This is a genomic window from Streptomyces sp. NBC_00385, from assembly GCF_035917155.1.
In the GTDB taxonomy this organism is placed as follows: Bacteria; Actinomycetota; Actinomycetes; order Streptomycetales; family Streptomycetaceae; genus Streptomyces; species Streptomyces poriferorum.
Genome location: NZ_CP107951.1, coordinates 6,642,144 through 6,665,548 on the forward strand (window position 1 = coordinate 6,642,144; position 23,405 = coordinate 6,665,548).

Annotated in this window: 17 protein-coding genes and 1 tRNA gene; 7 read left to right on the forward strand and 11 right to left on the reverse strand. The window is 68.3% G+C overall.

Annotated features, from left to right (window positions below):
• Positions 1-12 precede the first annotated feature (12 nt).
• A complete protein-coding gene (locus OG959_RS29630; protein ID WP_326663386.1) occupies positions 13-1,419 on the forward strand; it encodes a pyridoxal phosphate-dependent decarboxylase family protein in 1,407 nt (468 codons plus the stop codon).
• Complete coding sequence (locus OG959_RS29635) at positions 1,416-2,834, forward strand: lysine N(6)-hydroxylase/L-ornithine N(5)-oxygenase family protein (RefSeq protein ID WP_326663388.1); 1,419 nt, start codon at positions 1,416-1,418, stop codon at positions 2,832-2,834. The genes OG959_RS29630 and OG959_RS29635 overlap by 4 nt, the downstream gene beginning before the upstream one ends.
• A gap of 76 nt (positions 2,835-2,910) precedes the next feature.
• Here OG959_RS29635 and OG959_RS29640 read toward each other — a convergent pair whose 3' ends face one another.
• The gene (locus tag OG959_RS29640) at positions 2,911-4,710 is read right to left on the reverse strand and encodes a bifunctional metallophosphatase/5'-nucleotidase (protein WP_326663389.1); all 1,800 of its coding nucleotides are present in this window, start codon (positions 4,708-4,710) and stop codon (positions 2,911-2,913) included.
• Between the two features lie 345 nt (positions 4,711-5,055).
• Here OG959_RS29640 and pyk point away from each other — a divergent pair, with 345 nt between their 5' ends.
• Positions 5,056-6,489, forward strand: a complete 1,434-nt coding sequence (pyk, locus tag OG959_RS29645; RefSeq protein ID WP_306081733.1) for a pyruvate kinase — start codon at positions 5,056-5,058, stop codon at positions 6,487-6,489.
• Between the two features lie 9 nt (positions 6,490-6,498).
• Here the strand turns inward: pyk and OG959_RS29650 are convergent, their stop codons facing one another.
• On the reverse strand, positions 6,499-7,263 hold the full coding sequence (locus OG959_RS29650; protein WP_326663394.1) for a helix-turn-helix domain-containing protein: 765 nt from the start codon (positions 7,261-7,263) through the stop codon (positions 6,499-6,501).
• Positions 7,264-7,372: 109 nt separating this feature from the next.
• Positions 7,373-7,447: transfer RNA gene (locus tag OG959_RS29655), tRNA-Leu, on the reverse strand.
• 98 nt (positions 7,448-7,545) lie between these two features.
• Here OG959_RS29655 and OG959_RS29660 point away from each other — a divergent pair.
• Entirely contained in the window at positions 7,546-8,196 is a 651-nt protein-coding gene (locus OG959_RS29660) for an ANTAR domain-containing response regulator (RefSeq protein ID WP_148015825.1), read from the forward strand.
• 73 nt (positions 8,197-8,269) lie between these two features.
• Here the strand turns inward: OG959_RS29660 and OG959_RS29665 are convergent, their stop codons facing one another.
• The 7 genes from OG959_RS29665 to OG959_RS29695 form a co-directional block, all read right to left on the reverse strand.
• A complete protein-coding gene (locus OG959_RS29665; RefSeq protein ID WP_219573771.1) occupies positions 8,270-8,986 on the reverse strand; it encodes an ABC transporter ATP-binding protein in 717 nt (238 codons plus the stop codon).
• Complete coding sequence (locus OG959_RS29670; RefSeq protein ID WP_326666688.1) at positions 8,983-9,885, reverse strand: ABC transporter ATP-binding protein; 903 nt, start codon at positions 9,883-9,885, stop codon at positions 8,983-8,985. Before OG959_RS29670 ends, OG959_RS29665 begins: the two co-directional genes overlap by 4 nt.
• A gap of 5 nt (positions 9,886-9,890) precedes the next feature.
• Positions 9,891-11,678: a branched-chain amino acid ABC transporter permease gene (locus tag OG959_RS29675; RefSeq protein WP_326663396.1), complete on the reverse strand. Its 1,788-nt coding sequence runs from the start codon at positions 11,676-11,678 to the stop codon at positions 9,891-9,893.
• Between the two features lie 5 nt (positions 11,679-11,683).
• A complete protein-coding gene (locus OG959_RS29680; protein WP_306069759.1) occupies positions 11,684-12,613 on the reverse strand; it encodes a branched-chain amino acid ABC transporter permease in 930 nt (309 codons plus the stop codon).
• Positions 12,614-12,713: 100 nt separating this feature from the next.
• Entirely contained in the window at positions 12,714-13,925 is a 1,212-nt protein-coding gene (locus OG959_RS29685; protein WP_326666689.1) for a branched-chain amino acid ABC transporter substrate-binding protein, read from the reverse strand.
• A gap of 646 nt (positions 13,926-14,571) precedes the next feature.
• A complete protein-coding gene (locus OG959_RS29690) occupies positions 14,572-15,042 on the reverse strand; it encodes a PaaI family thioesterase (RefSeq protein ID WP_326663401.1) in 471 nt (156 codons plus the stop codon).
• 112 nt (positions 15,043-15,154) lie between these two features.
• Positions 15,155-17,428 (reverse strand): FdhF/YdeP family oxidoreductase, encoded by a 2,274-nt coding sequence (locus OG959_RS29695; protein WP_326663402.1) that lies wholly within the window; start codon positions 17,426-17,428, stop codon positions 15,155-15,157.
• Between the two features lie 166 nt (positions 17,429-17,594).
• Between OG959_RS29695 and polA the strand changes: the two genes are divergently transcribed.
• Positions 17,595-20,306, forward strand: coding sequence for a DNA polymerase I (gene polA, locus OG959_RS29700; protein WP_326663403.1), 2,712 nt, complete (start codon positions 17,595-17,597; stop codon positions 20,304-20,306).
• Between the two features lie 28 nt (positions 20,307-20,334).
• On the opposite strand, the gene OG959_RS29705 is transcribed toward polA, so the two are convergent.
• Positions 20,335-21,204: a DUF4184 family protein gene (locus OG959_RS29705; protein ID WP_326663404.1), complete on the reverse strand. Its 870-nt coding sequence runs from the start codon at positions 21,202-21,204 to the stop codon at positions 20,335-20,337.
• A 186-nt stretch (positions 21,205-21,390) separates the two neighbouring features.
• Here OG959_RS29705 and OG959_RS29710 point away from each other — a divergent pair, with 186 nt between their 5' ends.
• Both OG959_RS29710 and OG959_RS29715 read left to right on the forward strand, forming a co-directional pair.
• Positions 21,391-23,100 (forward strand): lytic transglycosylase domain-containing protein, encoded by a 1,710-nt coding sequence (locus tag OG959_RS29710; RefSeq protein WP_326663406.1) that lies wholly within the window; start codon positions 21,391-21,393, stop codon positions 23,098-23,100.
• A 153-nt stretch (positions 23,101-23,253) separates the two neighbouring features.
• Positions 23,254-23,391, forward strand: a complete 138-nt coding sequence (locus OG959_RS29715) for an SPW_0924 family protein (protein WP_148015833.1) — start codon at positions 23,254-23,256, stop codon at positions 23,389-23,391.
• Positions 23,392-23,405: the final 14 nt, after the last annotated feature.

Sequence of the window (23,405 nt, forward strand, 5' to 3'; positions counted from 1 at the left end):
GGCCACCCACCCATGCCCACCCCACCCCTCGCCGGATCCACCACCGGCCCCACCGCCCTGCGCCCCCTCATCGACACCGTCCTCACCGCACTCCAAGAAGGCGCCCGCCGCCGCGACGGCCCCCTACCCGCCGGCGGACCCGACACCGTCACCACCCACATGCGCGCCGCCCTCGACCCCCTCATCCCCGAACACGGAACCGGCCCCCACCACGCCCTCGCCACCCTCATCGGCGCCCTCACCGAAGGCGCCGCCGACCCGGCCGACCCCCTCTGCGCCGCCCACCTCCACACCCCACCCCTCGCCCTCGCCACCGCCGCCGACCTCGCCGCCTCCGCCCTCAACCCCTCCATGGACTCCTGGGACCAGGCCCCCGCCGCCTCCACCCTCGAAGCCGACACCACCGCAGCACTCGCCGCCGAGATCTACCCCCACCACCCCCACCCCGACGCCCTCATCACCACCGGCGGCACCGAAGCCAACCAACTCGCCCTCCTCCTCGCCCGAGAACGCCACGGCCCCACCCTCCAAACCATCACCGGCACCAACGCCCACCACAGCATCACCCGCGCCACCTGGCTCCTCGGCCTCCCCACCCCACTCACCGTCCCCGCCCCCGACGGCACCATCGACCTCACCGCACTCCACAACACCCTCACCCACCACCAGGGACACCACCCCCTCCTCGTCACCGCCACCGCAGGCACCACCGACACCGGCCAGATCGACCCCCTCACCGCCATCGCCGACCTCTGCCACACCCACGGCGCCGAACTCCACATCGACGCCGCCTACGGCGGACCCCTCCTCCTCAGCCCCACCCACCGCCACAAAGTCACCGGCCTCGACCGCGCCCACAGCGTCACCCTCGACCTCCACAAACTCGGCTGGCAACCCGCATCAGCCGGCATCCTCGCCGTCCCCGACCACCACCACCTCGACCCACTCCACCACCACGCCCCCTACCTCAACGCCGACGACGACACCCAAGCCGGACTCCCCGACCTCCTCGGCCGCTCACTGCGCACCACCCGCCGCCCCGACGCACTCAAAATCGCCGTCACCCTCCAAGCACTCGGCCGCACCGGACTCGCCGACCTCATCGACCGCACCTGCACCGCCGCCCACCACCTCGCCGACCTCATCACCAAACACCCCACCCTCGACCTCTACGACCGCCCCACCATCACCACCGTCCTCTTCCGCCCCACCAACGCCGACGACGACACCGTCGCCACCATCCGCCGCACCCTCCTCACCCGAGGCCACGCCGTACTCGGCCGCACCCACACCCACGGCCACCTCTGGCTCAAAGCCACCCTCCTCAACCCCCACACCACCCCCGACGACCTCAACCAACTCCTCGACCTCGTCACCCACCTCACCACCGAACTCACAGAAAGCAGCCCCAACCGATGACAGCCCGGACCGACCGGCCCACCCCCGAGACCGATCAGCCCCACGACCTCGTCGGCATCGGCATCGGCCCCTTCAACCTCTCCCTCGCCGCCCTCACCCACGGCCTCCCCACCCCCATCACCGCCACCTTCTACGACCAACGCCCCGCCTTCCACTGGCACCCCGGCCTCCTCATCGACGGCGCCAGCCTCCAAGTCCCCTTCCTCGCCGACCTCGTCACCCTCGCCGACCCCACCAGCCCCTGGACCCTCCTGAACTACCTACGCACCCGCGACCGGCTCTTCCCCTTCTACTTCGCCGAGCGCTTCCACATCCAACGCGCCGAATACGACGCCTACTGCCGCTGGGTCAGCCAACAACTCCCCAGCCTCCACTTCAACCACCAAGTCGACGCCATCCGCTGGAACCCCCAACACGCCCACTTCGAAGTCGACTTCACCCAACTCGACCCCCACGGCGAAGCCGAAGCCCTCGGCCGCGCCCACACCCGCAACATCGCCCTCGGCATCGGCACCGAACCCCACATCCCCGAACCCCTCAAACCCCTCGCCGACGCCGGAACCGTCCCCGTCATCCACTCCGCCGACTACCTCCACCACCGCCAACAACTCCTCGAAGCCGAACACATCACCGTCATCGGCTCAGGACAATCCGGCGCCGAAATCTTCCTCGACCTCCTCCGCGCCCGCCCCACCGGCCACGAAAAACTCCACTGGCTCGCCCGCACCCCCGCCTTCGCCCCCATGGAGTACTCCAAACTCGGCCTCGAACACTTCACCCCCGACTACACCCGCTACTTCCACGCCCTCCCCGAAGCCGTACGCGACCAACTCGTCCCCCACCAATGGCAACTCCACAAAGGCATCGACCACGACACCATCACCGCCATCCACGACGAGCTCTACCGCCGCACCCTCCACGGCGGCTGGCCCGACGCCACCCTCACACCCGGCGTCACCGTCCGCACCGCAGGCCGCGTCGCCACCACCCGCGTCGAACTCCACCTCGAACACACCCAACAAGGCACCCGCACCCGCCTCACCACCGACGCCGTCGTCCTCGCCACCGGCTACCGCGAACGCCCCCTCGACCCCATCCTCGACACCCTCGGCACCCACCTACGCCGCGACACCGCCGGCCGCCCCCGCATCGACCACCACTACCGCCTCGACCTCGACCCCACCATCACCGGCAACATCTACGTACAGAACGCCGAACGCCACACCCACGGAGTCGGCGCCCCCGACCTCGGCCTCGCCGCCTGGCGCAGCGCCACCATCCTCAACCACCTCACCGGCACCACCCCCTACCCCCTCCCACAACGCACCGCCTTCACCACCTTCGGCCTCACCCCCCAGAACACCGGCATCCCCGCACAGAACCCCCTCCTCGTCCCCCTCGTCCAAGGCAACTGACCACGCACGGACACAACGAAGGCGGCCGCCCACCCCGCAAAAAACGGAAGAGAGCGGCCGCCCCACACACACCCGACTAGAACACCGGCGTGCCGTCCCGCGTCAGACGCCAGTCCACCGAAGCGAACTCCGCACCATCCACCGAACCCTTCGCCTGCACCCACGCAATCATCGTCGTCCGGATCTCCTCCGAATTCGCCCACAACTGCTTCGAACCCGCCACATGCGGGAAATTACCACCACCACTCGCCCGGTAATTATTCACCGCCAGCACAAACTGAGCCGCCGGATCAATCGCCTTACCCTCGAACGACAGATTCACAATCCGCGAACCATTCGGCTTCGCGATGTCGACGTCATACGTCACGCCCGACACCACATCGTAATTGTAATCCGGCGTGTTGTCCGCATTCGTCAACTTCGCCGTATCCACCGGAGCGCCCGCCGCCGTCTGCACGTAATACCGCGCCGAGAACTCCAGGTAATCCTTCACCTGCGCACCCGTCAGCAGCCGCGCCTCAAGCGTGTTCTCGAACGTGTACAGACCCGCCGCATCCTTGATCGTCACGTCCCCCGCCGGAATCCGCGCCGTACGCGAGAAACACGCCGCCTGCGACAACACCGGCAACGCCGCGTACTCGCCACCCGCCAGCGCCGCCTTCACCGTCTCGGCCTGGATGACATTGATCAGGTCGATGATCGGCTCGTCCTTCCACGCCGCCTCCGCCGACGTCATCTCCGAAGCCGACGTACCGATCACCTGGTTGACATACGCCACCACCTTCCTGTGCTCGTCCGCCAACAGCTTGGTGATCTTCCGGTCCTCCGCCACCGTGTTGGAGTTCAGCACCTGGGAACCAGCCTTCTCGACCACCCAGCGCCCCTTCTCCCACACCAGATCGAAGTCGAACAACGTCAGCCGCTGCCCCCACTTCAACGGCTCCGACAGCACGACCTTCTTACCGGTCTGCTTGTTCTCCACGAAGTACTCGGGAATCTCCAGGTGCGCGTGACCCACCAGAATCGCGTCGATCCCCGGCACCTGCTCCGCCACCAGACCCGCCGCGTTCTCCACATACGGAATCTGATCCCCGTACGACGACGTCCCACTGCTCCCCGAGTGCGCCGACACGATCACCACGTCCGCACCCATCGAACGAAGCCGCGGCACATACTTCGCCGCCTGCTCCTCAAGACCCGGGAACACCATCTTCCCGCCCACGTTCGCCTTGTCCCAGATCGCGATCCCCGGGTTGGTCAGACCCAGAATCGCCACCTTCACATCCCGGCCGTGCGGCGTACGCAGCTTCTTGATCACATACGGAGCGAACGCCGGCCGCAACGTCTTCGCGTCCAGCGCGTTCGCACCCAGCAGCGGGAAATCACACTGCTCCTCGAACTTCCGCAGCACCGGAATGCCGTAATTGAACTCGTGATTGCCCAGCGCCGCCGCGTCATAACCGATCGCGTTCATCGCCTGCGCCATCGGGTGCACCGGACCGTGCTTCGCGGTGATCGGATCGACCTTCGCGTAGTAGTACGACAACTGTGTGCCCTGGATCGTGTCACCCGCATCGATCATCAGGGTGTTGCCGCGGCCCTTCTCCCGGCGTACCTGCTCCACCAGCGTCGAGATCTTCGCCAGGCCGACGTCGTTGTGGTCCTTGTCGTCGAACTCCTTGTCGGTGAAGTAGTCCCAGTTGAACGCGTTCCCGTGCAGATCCGTCGTCCCCATCACGGTGAACGAGTACCGCTTCGGCGGACGCCCGTGCCCCTGGCCATGCGCCTCGGCCGGCACCGCGGTACCACCCGCGATCGCCACGCCGGCACCGGCCGCGGCCGATGTGCCCAGGAACGTCCTTCGGTTCAGCGGCATCTCGTCTCCCACATCTCTGTTCTCTCCGTGCACAGTTCTGTCCGTACACAACGCGCGTAGACCCCACGCACGCGTGGACAACGCGCGTAGATAATCACCCACACACCGCCCCCGGCAACACCCCCGGCAGGTTTCTATTCGATGACCCCCACACCCCCACCCGGTTGCCACCGCGAACCCGCAGCCGACACCACCCACCCCCGCAGCACCACAACCCACCACCGAACGCTCATCCGAGCACCCCGCCGCACAATTCAACACTTGTCAAAAACCCTTCACCCAAAGGCCGTTGACCAGTCATACACAGCCAATTAACTACCCGTAGGTAAGGTTTAGGCTCGCCCTATGCGCCGAGCCAAAATCGTTTGCACACTAGGACCCGCCACCGACACATACGACCAGATCAAAGCCCTGGTCGACGCGGGAATGGACATCGCCCGCCTCAACCTCAGCCACGGCACCTACACCGAACACGAAGACCGCTACCACCGCGTACGCAAAGCATCCGACGAAGCCGGCCGCAGCGTCGGCATCCTCGCCGACCTTCAAGGCCCGAAGATCCGCCTCGGACGCTTCCGCGAAGGACCCGTACTCCTTGAACGCGGCGACGACTTCACCATCACCGTCGAACCCATGGAAGGGGACCGCCACACCTGCGGCACCACCTACACCGGCCTCAACGCCGACGTCACCGCAGGCGAACGCATCCTCATCGACGACGGCCGCGTCACCCTCGAAGTCACCGAAGTCGACGGCCCCCGCGTCCACACCACCGTCATCGAAGGCGGCATGGTCTCCGACCACAAAGGCCTCAACCTCCCCGGCGTCGCCGTCTCCGTCCCCGCCCTCTCCGAAAAAGACATCGAAGACCTCCGCTGGGCCCTGCGCACCGGCGCCGACATCATCGCCCTCTCCTTCGTCCGCAGCGGACGCGACATCGAGGACGTCCACCGCATCATGGACGAGGAAGGCCGCCGCCTCCCCGTCATCGCCAAGGTCGAAAAACCCCAGGCCGTCGAGAACATCGACGACATCGTCGCCGCCTTCGACGGCATCATGGTCGCCCGCGGCGACCTCGGCGTCGAAATGCCCCTGGAACAGGTCCCGATCGTCCAGAAGCGCGCGATCAAACTCGCCAAGCGCAACGCCAAGCCGGTCATCGTCGCCACCCAGATGCTCGACTCGATGATCGACAACTCCCGCCCCACCCGCGCCGAAGCCTCCGACGTCGCCAACGCCGTCATCGACGGCACGGACGCCGTGATGCTCTCCGGCGAGACGAGCGTCGGCAAGTACCCCATCGAGACGGTACGCACGATGTCCCGCATCGTCGAAGCGGCCGAGGAGGACATCCTCGCCAAGGGCCTGCCCCCGCTCACCGACCGCAACAAGCCCCGCACCCAGGGCGGCGCGGTCGCCCGCGCGGCAGCGGAGATGGGCGACTTCCTCGGCGCGAAGTTCCTGGTCGCCTTCACCCAGAGCGGCGACACGGTCAAGCGCCTCTCCCGCTACCGCTCACCCATCCCGCTCCTGGCCTTCACCCCGGACCCGGCCACCCGCTCCCAGCTGAACCTCACATGGGGCGTGGAGACGTTCCTGGGGCCGCACGTGGACTCGACGGACGCGATGGTGGCGCAGGTCGACGAGGAGCTGTTGAAGATCGGCCGCTGCCAGAAGGGCGACGTGGTCGTCATCACCGCAGGCTCCCCGCCGGGCGTCGCGGGCTCGACGAACCTGGTGCGCGTGCACCACATCGGCGAGGACGACAGCCCGAAGTAGGGGGCTGGCTCAGTATTTCGGCCCGACGTGTGCATCCATGAGGGCTACGGATGCCCGTCGGGCGACGGAGATGTTCTTGCCGTTGGTGCGCTTCCACTCGACTCCTACCTGGTCGAGTGTGGTGGTGAAGAGTCCCAGGATGTCGGCGGACAGGTTGGTGAAGAAGTAGCGGGGGTACTCGTACCGTCGTTGTTCGCCGCCGACGAGGCGTGTGGTCCAGTTGATGATCCGGCAGCCGTCGGAATGGATGAGGCCGCGGATGAACTCCCAAGGGTGCGCGTCCACGATGGCCTGTTGCCAGTCGGCGAGAATGATCCTGCGGTCGTGCTTCTTGCCCGGGCCGTGCTGGGGGAAGAAGCAGGGCCAGTGCTTGCTGAAGCATGTGACGTACTGGCAGCCCTGACTCGGCACGAGGCACACCTTGTTGTCCGGTCGCGCGACCTGTACGGCTTCGACGCACGCGTCGATGAGACCCGGCCAGGCGTCCGCGCATGCGATGCGGAGGCTGTAAACGCCTCGCTTGGTCGCACTGATGCAGCCGTCGCCGAGGTAGAGGCCAAGCAGGTACGAGTACGCGGCAGGGGCGTCGGGGGGCCTGGGTGTATCGCCACATCGAGGGCATTCGCGGCCACGGTTGTAGCCGAGGGGCTCTATTCGCGCGAGCCAGGAACGGATGGCGGCTCGGGAAATGCCGGTCTGCTTGCTCACCGAGTTCTGGCTGAAGCCCTGATCAAGGAGAGCCAGCGCGTGCTTACGTGTTTCAAGGTCGTACACATGGCCGAGCCTGGAGGGATCTTTGCGCTCGGGGAGCGGAATGGTGCTGCGGTCACACGATCACGTGAATCCGCGCAATTTCCGTGCGACCTTGGAATCTAAGGAAAAGTGCCCCAGGTGGGATTCGAACCCACACTGTCCGCTGTTTGAGAGCGGCCTCTCTAACCAGTTGGAGTACTGGGGCCTTAGAAAGGAAGGGTGTCCCCTGCCCTGCGTAGTGCCACCATATCGTAGCTAGGTAGGCTCGTGGGAGCTGTACCTGCCCTGAAACAAGGAGCCCCCGTGACCACCCCCGAGTCGCCCCAGCCCGTCGCCGACGACGACAAGTCGCACGTCCCGCCGCTGACGACCCGCGTCGTCATCGCCGAGGACGAGGCGCTCATCCGCCTCGACCTCAAAGAGATGCTCGAAGAAGAGGGGTACTCGGTCGTCGGTGAGGCCGGAGACGGGCAGCAGGCCGTCGAGCTGGCCCGGGAGCACAAGCCGGACCTGGTCATCCTCGATGTGAAGATGCCGGTCCTCGACGGCATCTCCGCCGCCGAGAAGATCGCCGAGGAGTCCATCGCACCCGTCCTCATGCTCACCGCCTTCTCGCAGCGCGACCTCGTGGAGCGGGCCCGGGACGCCGGGGCGATGGCGTACCTCGTGAAGCCGTTCAGCAAGAGCGACGTGGTCCCGGCCATCGAGATGGCGGTGTCGCGGTTCGCGGAGCTGAAGGCGCTGGAGGGCGAGGTCGCGGACCTGTCGCAGCGGCTGGAGACGCGGAAGCTCGTGGACCGGGCGAAGAGCATTCTGCAGACGGACTACGGGCTCTCCGAGCCGGCCGCGTTCCGGTGGATCCAGAAGACGTCGATGGACCGGCGGCTGTCGATGCAGCAGCTGGCGGAGGCGTTGATCGAGGACGCCGAGGAGAAGAAGCGGGCTGCGGAGTAGCCGTACTCGTACGCGTACATGAAGAAGGCCCGCGCCCCGGACATCCGGGGCGCGGGCCTTCTTCGTACGGACGTCAGTCCTCGCCGAGGTACGCCTTGCGGACGGACTCGTCGTGGAGGAGGTCCGCTCCGGTGCCGGAGAGGACGATCTTGCCGATCTCCATGACGTGGCCCTGGTCCGCGAGGGAGAGGGCGGCCTGGGCGTTCTGCTCGACGAGCAGGATCGTGGTGCCCGAGGCCTTGAGCTCGACGATCGTTTCCATGATCTTCTGCATCATGATCGGGGAGAGGCCCATGGAGGGCTCGTCGAGCATGAGCAGTTTGGGCTGGGACATGAGGGCGCGTCCCATGGCGAGCATCTGCTGTTCGCCGCCCGAGAGGGTTCCGGCGGCCTGCTTTCGGCGTTCCCCGAGGATGGGGAAGAGGTCGTAGGCGCGCTGGATGTCCTTCTCGATGCCTGCCTTGTCGTTGCGGAGGTAGGCGCCGAGGAGGAGGTTCTCGGTGATCGTCAGCCGGGGGAAGATGTGGCGGCCCTCGGGGGAGTGGGCGAGGCCCAGGGCGACGATCTTGTGTGCGGGGATGTTGGCGAGTGGCTTGCCCTCGAAGAGGATGCGTCCGCCGATGGGCTTGAGCAGTCCGGAGAGGGTGCGCAGGGTGGTGGTTTTGCCGGCGCCGTTGGTGCCGATGAGGGTGACCACCTGGCCGGCGTCGACGCTGAAGGAGATGCCTTTGACGGCTTCGATCTTGCCGTAGGCGACGCGGAGGTCCTCGACCTCGAGCAGTGCGGTCATCGGGTGTCCTCCTCCTCCTCGGTGGTGGTGGTGTCCTTGGGGCTGGTTTCGGTGCTTGCCACCGCTTCCGCTTCGGCCGCTTCGACTTCGGCGACTTCTTCGGCGCCGGGGGCGCCTTCGAAGGGGGTGCCGAGGTAGGCGGCGATGACGCGTTCGTCGCTCTGGACGACTTCGGCGGTGCCTTCGACGAGTTTTTCGCCCTGTACGAGGCAGGCGACGCGGTCGCTGAGGTTGAAGATGAAGCGCATGTCGTGCTCGATGACGAGGACGGCGATGCCCTGGTCCCGGATGGCGAAGATGAGTTCTTCGGTGACGCGGGTTTCCTGGGGGTTCATGCCGGCGGTGGGCTCGTCCAGGAGGAGGAGGCCGGGGTCGCTGGCGAGTGCGCGGGCGATTTCCAGCTTGCGTTGGTCTCCGTAGGGGAGGTTGCGCGCGAGGTGGTCGGCCTTGTCCTGGAGGCCGATGAACTCCAGGAGCTCCATGGCGCGTTCGTGGCTGGCCTGTTCGGCCTTGGTGAAGCCGGGGAGGCGCAGGAGTGCGGACCAGAGGCCTTCTTTGGTCCTGGTGTGGCGTCCGACGAGGACGTTTTCCAGGACGGTCATGTTGGCGAAGAGCCTGATGTTCTGGAAGGTGCGGGCGATGCCTGCCTTGGTGACGAGGTGGGGCTTGGGCGGCAGGACGGTGCCTTTGTAGCTGACCTTGCCCTCGGTGGGGACGTAGAGGCCGGTGAGGCAGTTGAAGAAGGTGGTTTTTCCGGCGCCGTTGGGGCCGATGAGTCCGACGATTTCGCCCGCGTTGACGGTGAGGTCGACGTTGCGTACGGCGGTGAGTCCGCCGAAGCGCATGGTGACGCCGCTGGCGTCGAGGACGGTGGTCGTGGTGTTCGTGGTGGTGGTCATGGTGTTCACGCCCCCGCCTTGGTGATGCCGGCGTCGGCTTCTTCGGGCTGCCGTGGTTCGGGTACGACGACGGGTTCGTCGTTCTCGTGGAATTCGAGTTGCTTCCGGCGGTCGGCGATCAGGCCTTCGGGGCGGAAGCGCATCAGGAGGATGAGCGCGATGCCGAAGAGCAGGAGCTGGTAGTCCTGCATGAACTGCAGCTTGGCCGGGATGAGGTAGAGCAGTGCGGCGCCGATGAAGGGTCCGCTGAGGGTTCCCATGCCGCCGAGGATGACGGCGGCGAGGAGGAAGGCGGAGTTCGGGGGTACGGGGCCGGCGAACTGGTACTGCTCGGGCGTCACGGTGTAGCTGACGTGTGACTGGACCGTGCCGGCGAGTCCGGCGAGGGTGGCGCCGAGGGCGAAGGCGAGCAGTTTGAGCCGGAAGGCGTTGATGCCCATGGCGGTGGCTGCGGTTTCGTCCTCGCGGATGGCGACCCAGGCGCGGCCGATTCGGGAGTCGCCGGAGCGTCGGAAGACGAGGACGACGACGGCGGTGACGACGAGCAGTAGCAGGTAGTAGTTGGCCGGCCTGGTGAGGGTGAAGGGGCCGATGTCGTGGCTGAGCCCGAAGTCGATCCCGAAGAGGTTGAGGTCGGGGATGCTCGGGATGCCCTGGGAGCCGTTGGTGAGGTCGGGTCCGCTGTTGCCGTTGAGGTTGTTGACGGTGACGCGGAAGATCTCTCCGAAGCCGAGGGTGACGATGGCGAGGTAGTCGCCGCGCAGTCGCAGGGTCGGGGCCCCGATGAGGACGCCGAAGATCAGTGAGACCGCGGCTCCGGTGAGGACGGCGGCCCAGAAGGGGAACTGGACGCCGATCGCGGAGAGGGGTGCGCCGGAGACGAGGGCCGCGGTGTAGGCGCCGACGCCGAGGAAGGCGACGTAGCCGAGGTCGAGGAGGCCCGCGAGGCCGACGACGACGTTGAGGCCGAGTGCGACGGTGGCGAAGATGAGGATGTTCGCACCGATGAGGGTGAATTCCGCGGTGTCCTGGGTGAAGGGGAAGCAGAAGGCTGCGACCAGCGCCGCGACGAGGGTGACGTTGCGGTGCTTCGTGGTCAGCGCGGTGATGCGGGCGATGAGGCCGGCCCGGGTGAGTGCGGTGAAGGTGAAGCCCGCGGTGATGAGGAAGCCGATGAACTGTTCGGATTCCTCGGTGGGGATGTCGATGCAGTAGGTGAAGACGTACAGCGCGACGCCGAAGGCGGCGGCGATGATGAGGATCTCGCCCCAGCCGGGGAGGGGCTTGGCGCGGCCCACGGAGGGTGCGGCGAGGCTGTTGCGGAAGCGCTGCCAGGCGTTGGCCGGGGGGCCGGTGGTGGGGAGCGGTTCGTCGCTGGGGAGTCCGAGGGCGGCGATGAAGGCGATGAGTGCGCCGATGCCGCTGACCCAGGCTCCGGGTTCGAGGTTGACCACGCCGCCGAGTTCGTAGGCGATGGCACCGATGGTGTAGCCGGTGGTGCCGAGGGTGGCGAGGGCGAGGAGGCGTACGGGGCTGTTGGTGCCGCCGGGGGTGAGCCAGCGCAGGCCTCGGATGCCGTATCCGCAGAGGGTGAAGAGGAGGGTGAGGATCGCGGCGGTGAGGGTGAGGATCTGGAGGCCGCCGGGGTAGCCGGTGACGGTGAGGTCGCCGGGGAATTCGGAGGTCCAGGTCCAGGGGAGGAAGGTGCCGGCGAGTGCGACGGCTGCGCCTGCGGCGGTGGCGATCCGGGCGGCCGGTGCGGGCAGCGGGATGAGTGCTTTCTGGGTGGTCATCCGTATCACGCCCGATCCGCGACGCGTTCGCCGAGCAGGCCCTGGGGCCGGAGCAGCAGGACGACGATGAGGAGGACGAAGGCCCATACGTCCTTCCAGGCGCCGCCGCCGAAGAGGTCCATGCCGGGGACGTCGCTCATGTAGCCGGTGGCGAGGGATTCGGCGACGCCGAGTACGACTCCGCCGAGCATGGCGCCGTAGATGTTGCCGATGCCGCCGAGTACGGCTGCGGTGAAGGCTTTGAGGCCCATGATGAAGCCCATTTTGAAGCCGATCTGGCCGTTCTTGAGCCCGTAGGCGACGGCGGCGACGGCTGCGAACGCGGCACCGATGGCGAAGGCCATGACGATGATGCGGTCGGTGTTGATGCCCATGAGCTTGGCGGTGTCGGGGTCCTGGCTGGTGGCTTGCATGCCGCGGCCGGAGCGGGTCTTGGAGACGAAGAGGCCGAGGGCGATCATGCAGACGGGGGCGGCGATGAGGACGAAGAGGTCACCGCGTTGGATGTGGGCGCCGAAGAGGTCGAATGCTTCGCCCTTGAACTGGGGGAAGGGTCGGTCCTTGGTGGCGTTGGGGTACCACTTCCAGATGGCCTGCTGGAGTGCGAGGGAGAGTCCGATCGCGGTGATCAGCGGGGCGAGCCTGGGGGCGGTGCGCAGGGGGCGGTAGGCGAAGCGTTCGGCTGCGACGCTGATGGCGACGGAGCATATGACGCCGCCGATGATCATGAGGGGGACGATTGCGAGGAGGTTGGAGCCGGCCGGCATCCAGAGGTACACGGTGAGAGCTCCGAAGCCTCCGATCATGAAGATCTCGCCGTGGGCGAAGTTGATGAGCTGGATGATTCCGTAGACCATCGTGTAACCGATCGCGATGAGTCCGTACATCGCGCCGAGGATGAGTCCATTGGCCAGCTGTTGCGGCAGTTCGTGCACCGCAGGGCCTCCGTGGAGTGGTTCGGATATGGCACCGCGCGGGAGCGCTCGTAGCGCTCCCGCGCGGTCTGGTGTCAGTCAGGGAGTGACCGGGAGCTTGTTACGGCTTGTAGGCCTCGCTGAGCTTGGAGGCCCACTTGCCGCCGTCGACCTGGTAGGCGGTCATCATGGTGTTGGTGGTGTCGCCGTACTCGTCGAAGGAGACGGGGCCGGTGACGCCTTCGAAGCTGACCTTGCTCACGGCTTCGAGGACCTTGGCGCGGGCGTCGTCGGGGAGCTTGCCGTCGTTGGCTGCGACGACGGCCTTGACGGCCTCGATGATGGCCCAGGTGGCGTCGTAGGTGCCGCCGCCGTAGGCCTCGTAGGCGTCCTTGTATCCGGCGGTCTTGTAGTTCGCGATGAAGGTCTTGGCGGATTCGAGCTCTTCGACGGGCTTGCCGACGGAGGTGGCGATGTCGCCCTGGGCCTTCTTGTTGAGCTTGATGAAGTCGGCGCTGTACATGCCGTCGCCGCCCATGAGGGGGATCTGGACGCTGTCCTTGAGCTGCTGGCTCAGGGGGGCGCCGGCGGGGTACTCGCCGCCGTAGTAGACGGCCTTGGCGCCGGACTTCTTGACCTTGGTGACGACGGCGTTGAAGTCGCGGTCTTCGGGGTTCACGTGGTCGGAGCCGGCGATCTTGCCGCCGAGGCCGGTGAACGTGGCCTTGAAGGAGGCTGCGAGACCTGCGCCGTAGGGCTTCTGGTCGTCGATGAGGTAGACCTGCTTGATCTTCGCGTTGTTGTACAGGTACTTCGCGGCGAAGGCGCCCTGGATCTGGTCCGTGGTGGCGGTGCGGAAGTAGGTCTTGAAGGGGCGCTTCTTGTCGCCGGTCTTCCAGTTGTCGCCCTGGGTCAGCTCGGTGCCCGTGTTGGCGGGGGAGATCTGGGTGAGGCCGGCGTCGTTGAGCGGCTTCTGCATCGACTGGGAGACGCCGGAGTTCAGGGGGCCGACAACGCCGAGGACCTTTTTGTTGTCGATGAACTTGGTGGCGTTCTGCTGGCCGACGGAGGGCTGGGCCTGGTCGTCGAGGGGCTGGACCTCGAAGGTGATGCCCGGGACCGTCTTGTCCTTGTTCGCCGTCTTGGCGGCGAGGTCGGCGGAGTTCTTGATGCCGAGGCCGAGGGCGGAGAGGTCACCGGTCAGCGGGGCGTCGACGCCGATGACGACGGTCTGGGTGCCGCCGCTGTCGCTGCTCTTCTTGTCGTCGTCGCGCGACCCGCAGGCGGTGAGTGTCAGTGCTCCTGTGGTGAGCACTGTGGTGAGGATGAGCAAAGAACGGTGTCGCACGAAAAGTCCTTTCCCTGGCGCGGCCTCCTCTGCTTGAGGTGCCGTGTCGTTCGCCGGGCCGTACTGGTTGGTACAGGGCCGTGCTGCAGACGCGCCCGGCGGCGCGGTGACTGGCGGTGACTCTAAGGGCAGGGGTGGGGGTCGGGGATGGGGGTGGAGCAGGATGTGACTGTCTTGTTATGCCCTTGAGCAAGGCTTGAGGTGGCTGTGTGGACATGTACGGCTTTTTACCGGACGGTGAAGTGACCGCATGGTGAGAACGCGCAGCTCTGTTAAGGGGCTTGAGGCGATCTTGCTGCTGTCGCGCGGTGGGGGTGTGTGCTGGCGTGTGCGGGCGCACCTGAGGGCCCGGTGCCTGCGGGGCCGGGTTCGTTGTGGGGCGTCGGGTGGGTGAACATTGCGGAATTGTTACGCAGTGTTACATCCGGGGTGGTGTGGTCGACGCGGTGTGGTGGGTGTGCGGGCGGGGTGTGGCAGCTGAGTGGGCCACGGAACGGGCTGGGTGGTCAAGGGTGTTGGCTGCGGCTGTTGTGCAAGTTCTGTGTGTGGGGCGGTGGTTGTGCCCGGTTATGGCACTGCCCGGCCGGATTCGGGATCCGGCCGGGCAGGGGTGGTGCGGGGTGGTGGGGGGTCAGGAGGGTTCGGCCTTGGGGAGGTCGCGCAGGAGGCAGGTGAGGCGTGCGGTGCAGACCCGCTTGTCCTGTTCGTCGGTGATGACGATTTCGTACGTGGCGGTGGTGCGGCCGCGGTGTACGGGGGTGGCGGTGCCGGTGACGAGGCCGCTTCGTACCCCTCGGTGATGGGTGCAGTTCAGGTCGACGCCGACGGCGATCCTGGTGGCGCCGCCGTGGAGCATGGAGCCGATGGATCCGAGGGTTTCGGCGAGGACGGCGGAGGCGCCGCCGTGCAGGAGTCCGTAGGGCTGGGTGTTGCCTTCGACGGGCATGGTGGCGACGACGCGGTCCGCGGAGGCTTCGGTGATCGTGATGCCCATGCGTTCGCCGAGGTGGCCTGCGGAGAAGAGTGCGGGCAGGTCGACGCCGAGGGCGGCGTACTCGTCGATGATCTCCTGGGGGAACTGGGGTGTGGTGTGCTCGCCCATGGGTCCGGCTCCGATCGTCTGCGGTGGTTCGTTGCGGTGCGCACGTTCTTGCGTGTGCACTGTTCTTATCAGACGACTGAGCGGGCGCTTAGTGCGCCTGCTCCCGGGGGTGTCAGTGTGTGTTCTCGAAGCGCACCACGACGGACTTGCTGGCGGGGGTGTTGCTGGTGTCGGCGGTGGAGTCCAGGGGGACCAGCACGTTCGTCTCGGGGTAGTACGCGGCGGCGCAGCCGCGGGCGGTGGGGTAGTGGACGACGCGGAAGCCGGGGGCGCGCCGTTCGGTGCCGTCCTTCCATTCGCTGACGAGGTCGGTGTGGGCGCCGTCGGTGAGGCCGAGGGTGGTGGCGTCGTCGGGGTTGACGAGGACGACGCGGCGGCCGCCCTTGATGCCGCGGTAGCGGTCGTCGAGGCCGTAGATGGTGGTGTTGTACTGGTCGTGGGAGCGCAGGGTCTGCAACAGGAGGCGGCCGTCGGGGAGTTCGGGGTACTCGACGGGGGCGGCGGTGAAGTTGGCCCTGCCGGTGGCGGTGGGGAAGCGGCGGGAGTCGCGGGGGGCGTGGGGGAGGGTGAATCCGCCGGGGTGGGCGACGCGTTGGTTGAAGTTCTCGAAGCCGGGGACGACGCGGGAGATGCGGTCGCGGATCGTGGCGTAGTCCTTCTCGAACTCTTCCCAGGGGGTGGTGGAGGAGGGGCCGAGTACGGCGCGGGCGAGGCGGGCGACGATGGCGGGTTCGGAGAGCAGGTGGGGGCTCGCGGGGGTGAGGTTGCCGCGGGAGGCGTGCACCATGCTCATGGAGTCCTCGACGGTGACGAACTGCTTGCCGCCGGCCTGGACGTCCTTGTCGGTGCGGCCGAGGGTGGGCAGGATCAGGGCCCTGGCGCCGGTGACGGTGTGGGAGCGGTTGAGCTTGGTGGAGACGTGGACGGTGAGGCGTGCGGTGCGCATCGCGGCCTCGGTGACGTCGGTGTCGGGGGAGGCGGCGACGAAGTTGCCGCCCATGGCGAAGAAGACCTTGGCGTCGCCGTCGCGCAGGGCGCGTATGGAGCGGACGACGTCGTAGCCGTGGTGGCGCGGTGAGGTGATGGAGAATTCCTTGTCGAGGGCGTCGAGGAACGCTGTCGACGGGCGCTCGAAGATGCCCATGGTGCGGTCGCCCTGGACGTTGGAGTGGCCGCGTACGGGGCAGACTCCGGCGCCGGGCCGGCCTATGTTGCCGCGCAGCAGGAGGAAGTTGACGACTTCGCGGATGGTCGGCACGGAGTGTTTGTGCTGGGTGAGGCCCATGGCCCAGCAGACGATGGTGCGCTTCGAGGCGAGGACCATGGCGAGGGCCTCTTCGATGGCGGAGCGCTCCAGGCCGGTCGCGGCGAGGGTCTGTTCCCAGTCGGCTTCCGCGGCCGCGGCGGCGAACTCCTCGTAGCCGTGGGTGTGTGCGGCCACGAAGGTCTCGTCGACGGCGCCCTCGGTCGCGAGGATCATCTTGTTGAGGAGCCGGAAGAGGGCCTGGTCGCCGCCTATGCGGATCTGGAGGAAGAGGTCGTTGAGGGCCGCTCCCTTGATCATGCCGAGCGGGGTCTGCGGGTTCTTGAAGCGTTCGAGTCCGGCCTCGGGGAGCGGGTTCACCGAAATGATCTTCGCTCCGGCGGACTTGGCCTTCTCCAGGGCGGAGAGCATCCGGGGGTGGTTGGTGCCGGGGTTCTGTCCGGCGACGATGATCAGGTCGGCGTGGTGGAGGTCCTCCAGGGAGACGGATCCCTTGCCGACGCCGATCGTCTCGGTGAGTGCCGAGCCGGAGGACTCGTGGCACATGTTGGAGCAGTCGGGCAGGTTGTTGGTGCCGAATTCGCGGGCGAACAGCTGGAGCAGGAACGCGGCCTCGTTGCTGGTGCGTCCGGAGGTGTAGAAGAGCGCTTCGTCGGGGGAGGCGAGGGCGCCGAGCTCCTCGGCGATGACGGCGAAGGCGCGTTCCCAGGTCACGGCCTCGTACCGGTCGGCGCCCTCGGGCAGATACATAGGTTGCGTGATGCGTCCCTGCTGGCCGAGCCAGTAGCCGCTACGGGTGGCGAGGTCGGCGAGGGGGTGCGCGGCGAAGAAGTCCGGGGTGACGCGGCGCAGCGTGGCTTCCTCGGCGACGGCTTTGGCGCCGTTCTCGCAGAATTCGGCGGTGTGCCGCTTGTCGCCTTCGGGCCAGGCGCAGCCGGGGCAGTCGAAGCCGTCCTTCTGGTTGACCTTGAGGAGGGTCTGCGCGGTCCGGCGGACCCCCATCTGCTGCTGGGCGATGCGCAGGCTGTGGGCGACGGCGGGCAGACCGGCGGCGGCGTGCGGGGCCGGTTCGACCCGGGGTGCGTCCTGGACCGGGTCTCCTGCGGGCGGCTTGGTGGCCATCGTGCTCCCCTTCGGGCCTGCTGCGGGCCTGCGTGGTCCGCGGTGCGTGTTTCCTTCTCCTTCGATCCTGGCACGCGGTGCGGGCGGGCCGCCCGGTGAGCGGTCGCCGGGCGGCGATGGGCGGTGGCCGGTCCGGATTGTCAGTGGTACGTGGCAGGATCGGGGTGTGGCTGAGACGGCATCGAAGAAGACGGCAGACAACCGACCGCGCCTGCTCCTGATGGACGGGCACTCCCTGGCGTACCGGGCGTTCTTTGCGCTGCCTGCGGAGAATTTCACGACGGGGGCGGGGCAGCCGACGAACGCGGTGTACGGCTTCGCGTCGATGCTCGCGAACACGTTGCGTGACGAGGCGCCGACGCATTTCGCGGTGGCGTTCGACGTGTCGCGCAAGACGTGGCGCTCGCAGGAGTTTCCCGAGTACAAGGCGAACCGTTCGAAGACGCCGGACGAGTTCAAGGGTCAGGTCGAGCTGATCGGTGAGCTGCTCGACGCGATGCACGCGGACCGTTTCGCGGTCGACGGCTTCGAGGCGGACGATGTCATCGCGACGCTGGCCACACAGGCGGAGGCGGCCGGGTTCGAGGTGCTGATCGTCACCGGTGACCGTGACTCCTTCCAGCTGATCACGGACAACGTGACGGTGCTGTACCCGACCAAGGGCGTGTCGGAGCTGACGCGGTTCACTCCGGAGAAGGTCGAGGAGAAGTACGGGCTCACCCCGCAGCAGTACCCGGACTTCGCGGCGCTGCGCGGTGACCCGTCGGACAACCTTCCGGGTATTCCGGGGGTGGGGGAGAAGACGGCCGCGAAGTGGATCAACCAGTTCGGTTCGTTCGACGAGCTGGTGGCGCGGGCCGAGGAGGTCAAGGGGAAGGCCGGGCAGAATTTCCGCGACCACCTGGACGCGGTGCGGCTGAACCGTCGGCTGACCGAGATGGTCCGTGATGTGGAGCTGTCGAAGACCCCGTCCGATCTGGAGCGTGCTCCGTACGACCGCACGGCGGTCACCGGGGTGCTCGACGTGCTGGAGATCCGTAACCCGAGCCTGCGTGAGCGGCTGCTGGCGGTGGACCCGGGCAAGGCCGAGGACGAGGCTCCGGCGCCGGCCGCGGGAGTCGAGCTGGACGGTTCGGTGCTGGGTGCGGGCGAGCTCGCTCCGTGGCTGGCCGAGCACGGCGCGCAGCCGCTCGGTGTCGCCACGGTCGACACCTGGGCGCTCGGCAGTGGCACGGTCACCGAGATCGCGCTCGCCGCGGCGGGCGGGGCGGCGGCCTGGTTCGACCCGGCGCTGCTCGACGCGGCCGACGAGCAGGCGTTCGCCGCGTGGATCGCGGACGCGGACCGGCCGAAGGTCATGCACAACGCGAAGAGCGTGATGCGGGTCTTCCCGGAGCACGGCTGGCGGACCGAGGGCGTCTCGATGGACACGGCGCTCGCCGCGTACCTGGTCAAGCCGGGCCGTCGCTCGTTCGCGCTGGACGCGCTGGCCGTGGAGTACCTGGGCCGCGAGCTCGCTCCGGCGGCGTCGTCCGACGGCCAGCTGGCGTTCGGTGCGGACGACCAGGCCGAGGCGGACGCGCTGATGACGCAGGCCCGCGCGGTCCTCGACCTCGGTGACGCGTTCACGACGCGGCTGAAGGAGGTCGGTGCGGCCGAGCTGCTGCACGACATGGAGCTGCCGACGTCGATCCTGCTGGCTCGTCTGGAGCGGCATGGCATCGCGGCGGACCGGTCCCATCTGGAGGGCATGGAGCAGCAGTTCGCGGGCGCCGTGCAGCAGGCGGTGAAGGAGGCGCACGCGGCGGTGGGCCGCGAGTTCAACCTCGGTTCGCCCAAGCAGCTCCAGGAGGTCCTCTTCGGTGAGCTGGGCCTGCCGAAGACGAAGAAGACGAAGACCGGATTCACGACGGACGCGGACGCGCTGGCGTGGCTGGCCGCGCAGACCGAGCACGAGCTGCCGGTCATCATGCTGCGCCACCGCGAGCAGGCGAAGCTGCGGGTGACGGTCGAGGGCCTGGTGAAGTCGATCGCGGCGGACGGCCGTATCCACACCACGTTCAACCAGACCGTGGCGGCGACCGGCCGGCTGTCGTCCACCGACCCCAATCTGCAGAACATCCCCGTCCGGACGGACGAGGGCCGGGCCATTCGTCGTGGCTTCGTCGTCGGCGAGGGCTTCGAGACGCTGATGACGGCGGACTACAGCCAGATCGAACTGCGCGTGATGGCCCACCTCTCCGAGGACGCGGGCCTGATCGAGGCGTTCACGTCCGGTGAGGACCTGCACACGACGGTCGCCTCGCAGGTCTTCGGCGTCGACAAGTCCGCGGTCGACCCGGAGATGCGGCGCAAGATCAAGGCCATGAGTTACGGGCTGGCGTACGGGCTGTCCGCGTTCGGCCTGTCCCAGCAGCTGAACATCGAGGCGGGCGAGGCCCGGGGCCTGATGGACACCTACTTCGAGCGGTTCGGCGGGGTCCGGGACTATCTGCACCGGGTGGTGGAGGAGGCCAGGGCCACCGGGTACACGGAGACGGTCTTCGGCCGCCGCCGCTACCTGCCGGACCTCAACAGCGACAACCGCCAGCGCCGCGAGACGGCCGAGCGGATGGCGCTCAACGCGCCGATCCAGGGCACGGCCGCGGACATCGTCAAGGTCGCCATGCTCCACGTCGACCGGGCGCTGACCGAGGCGAAGCTGACCTCACGGATGCTGCTCCAGGTCCATGACGAAATCGTGCTGGAGATCGCCGAGGGCGAGCGGGAGCAGGTGGAGAAGATCCTGCGCCACGAGATGGCGACGGCGGTGCAACTGCGGGCGCCGCTGGACGTGTCGGTCGGGGTCGGCACCGACTGGGAGTCCGCCGCGCACTGACGCGGCCCCGCCCCGGGCCGGGGCGTTCTCAGTCGCCGGTCCGGCTCGTGTCCCGGACCGGGCCGGTGACGGGGCGCGCCGGGGTGCCGGTGCCCCGGACCCGCAGCCGCATCCACACGCCGTACAGCACGAGCCCGACGGCGAGCCCGGCGCCCGCGCCGAAGCAGGCGGTCGGAATGATGTCGAGCGGTGTGTCGACGTGCCCGAAGTACGCGTACCAGCGCGCGCAGCGGTGCGCGATGCCCAGCAGCACGCACAGTCCGAGGGACGCCAGCGCCCACGCCCGTGCCCGGTGGTCCAGGACCGGTACGGACGCCGGCACCGGCCGGGCCCCGGTCCGGCGCAGTCCCGACACGGTGAACCACGCCAGCACCGTCAGCGCCAGGGCCGAACTGCCGTACTGCACCAGTTGGAACACCGGGTGGCCGCCCGCGTTCTGCCCGAGCACGGGCACCAGCCGCACGCCCCACCGGTCGTGGTGGGTGAAGGCGTCCCAGACGACGTGCGTGGCGGCTCCGATGACGGCCGACGCGACGAACCAGGCACCGTCCCGCAGGCCCCGCGGCCCTCGTCCGGGCGGGCGCCGGGCCCCGCGGACCCAGGCGTGCACGCGCCCCTGCCAGGCCGTGGGGAGCAGCGCCACGAGGGGTTCGCGCAGCAGCAGCCACAGCGCCACGGTCGCCGCGGTGATCAGGACGTCCACCGTGAACACGCCCCACCAGGCGTGGGTGACCTGCCCGAACTCCATGGCGCCCGGGATCGCCGTGTCCGCGTAGTACGTCATGTCGGGGGCGAACGAACCGGCGACGAGTGCCGAGGCCAGGAGGGGTCCGCGCCCTGTTCCGTTGCGGCGGATCCCGGGGAGGACGGCTGCGGCGTGGCTGAGCGTGAACGGCATGGGGGAAGTATGCGCGAGCGGCCGGCACGGGCTTTTCACCGACTGGACAACTTGCGGACCCGAACGTGAGAAACCGGTAAGAAGCGGTCCGGCCGCTGTGTCCGCGCGGCACAAGTTGCCGTAGGGTCGCCTGAGTCCAGGCGCAGGGGAGCGCGGACAGCCGACGAGGGGGAGGGCCCACACGTTATGGCAGCGCAATTCGGTCGCCGACTGCGCAGGGGGGCGACCACGGCTGCCGTGGCCGCTGCCGCTGTGGCAGCACTTTCCGCATCGCAGGCCCCGGGTTCACCCCTGGTGGCATCCGACGGGGACCAGCCGACCACCGGCGCGGCGGGTTCGACGCCCTCGGGTGACGGTGCCGCGTCCGGCAACTCGCCCTACTTCACCGACCTGCCGCCCCTGAACACGCCCAACAAGCCGGGCACCTCCGTCAATCTGCCGGTGACGGGCAGTGTCGAATCGGGCATACCGGCGTCGATCCTGGCGGCGTACAAGAAGGCCCAGCAGACCGTCGCGGGTACGGACGGCGCCTGCCGGCTGCCGTGGCAGCTCCTCGCAGCGATCGGCAAGGTCGAGTCGGGCCAGGCCCGCGGCGGCCGGGTCGACGCGCAGGGCACCACGCTCTCCCCGATCCTCGGCCCCGCCCTCAACGGCCAGGGCTTCGCCCTGATCAAGGACACCGACAACGGCGCCTACGACGGGGACTCGACGCATGACCGGGCGGTCGGCCCGATGCAGTTCATCCCGTCCACCTGGGCGACCTGGGGCCAGGACGGCAACGCCGACGGCCGCAAGGACCCCAACAACATCTACGACGCGGCGCTCGCCGCCGGGCGTTACCTCTGCGCCGGCTCGCGCGACCTGGCGCTCGCCGCCGACCTGGACCGGGCGGTCCTGAGCTACAACCACTCCGACGAGTACCTGCGCACCGTCCGCACCTGGTTCGAGTACTACAACCGCGGCACGCACGAGGTGCCGGACGGCACCGGCGTCCTGCCGGTCGAATCCAGTACCGGAACGCACCCGGGCACCGGCTCCGGCACTCATGGCAGCAGCCCGTCCCCCTCCCCGTCGTCCTCGCCCTCCGGTTCGCCGTCGCCCACCCCGACGCCGACGCCCAAGCCGCCGTCGAAGCCGAGCCCGACGCCCTCGGACCCGGGCGGCCCGGGCACGCCCACGACGCCGACCCCGACGCCCGAGCCCACGCCGGCCCCGGCCCTGGCCGCCGTGCAGAACGCGGGCACCGGCGAGCTGACCGCCACGGCGGGCGACGCCTTCGCCGAGCGGATCAAGGTCCTGGCGAAGAGCAACTTCGGCAAGCCGCTCGCCAAGGTGTCCGTGACCCTCACCGTCGTCGGTGACACGGACGCCGCGTTCGACGGCGGGAAGAAGACCGTCACCGTGGCCACCGGGACCGACGGCACGGTCACCGCACCGGTGCTGAAGGCGGGCGAGAAGACGGGCACGTTCACCGTCCGTGCGACGGCCACCGGCACGTCGCTGCCCGCCGTCACGTACACGGCGGCCGTCACCGCGCGGCAGGCCGACGCCATCGCCAGGACGGGCAGCGTGGAACTGACCGCCGTGGCTGGCCAGACGTTCGCCGACGTCACGGCCCGGGCCACGTACAAGGGCGCTGCCGCAGGCCGGGTCGCCGTCACCGCCACCATGATCACCGACGACGAGAAGCCGGCCGAGAACGACAAGGGCCCGTACTTCACGGATGACGACGGGAACCCGGTCCGCACCTTCGCGTTCACCACGGACGCCGACGGCACGCTCGCCCTGCCGAAGATCTACGCCGACGGCGCCGCGGGCACGTACAAGCTGCGCCTGACCACCGAGGGCGGCGCCGTCGTCGTCATCACGCTCACGGTCGAGGCCCCCGCCGCCTGACCCACGCGCACCAGGGCCCACCACGAGCCCCGAACAGCCCCTTCGCCGGCACCCGGCCAAGGGGCTGTTCTACGTGTTCTCATCTCCGGCCCGGGTTGCTACGGTGCCCCAGCCCTGACGACCCATCAGTTCTGAGCTCCCGGGAGGCCGAGCATGCGCGCCCTGATTGCCGCAGCCATCGGACTGGCCGCGGCCCTCGCCCTCGTACTCACCATCAGTGCGATCGGCGCGCCGCCCGGCGAGACCTCGCCCAAACCCCTGCTGACCACGGTCCCGGGGCCGAAGAACTAGCCGTCCGCACCACG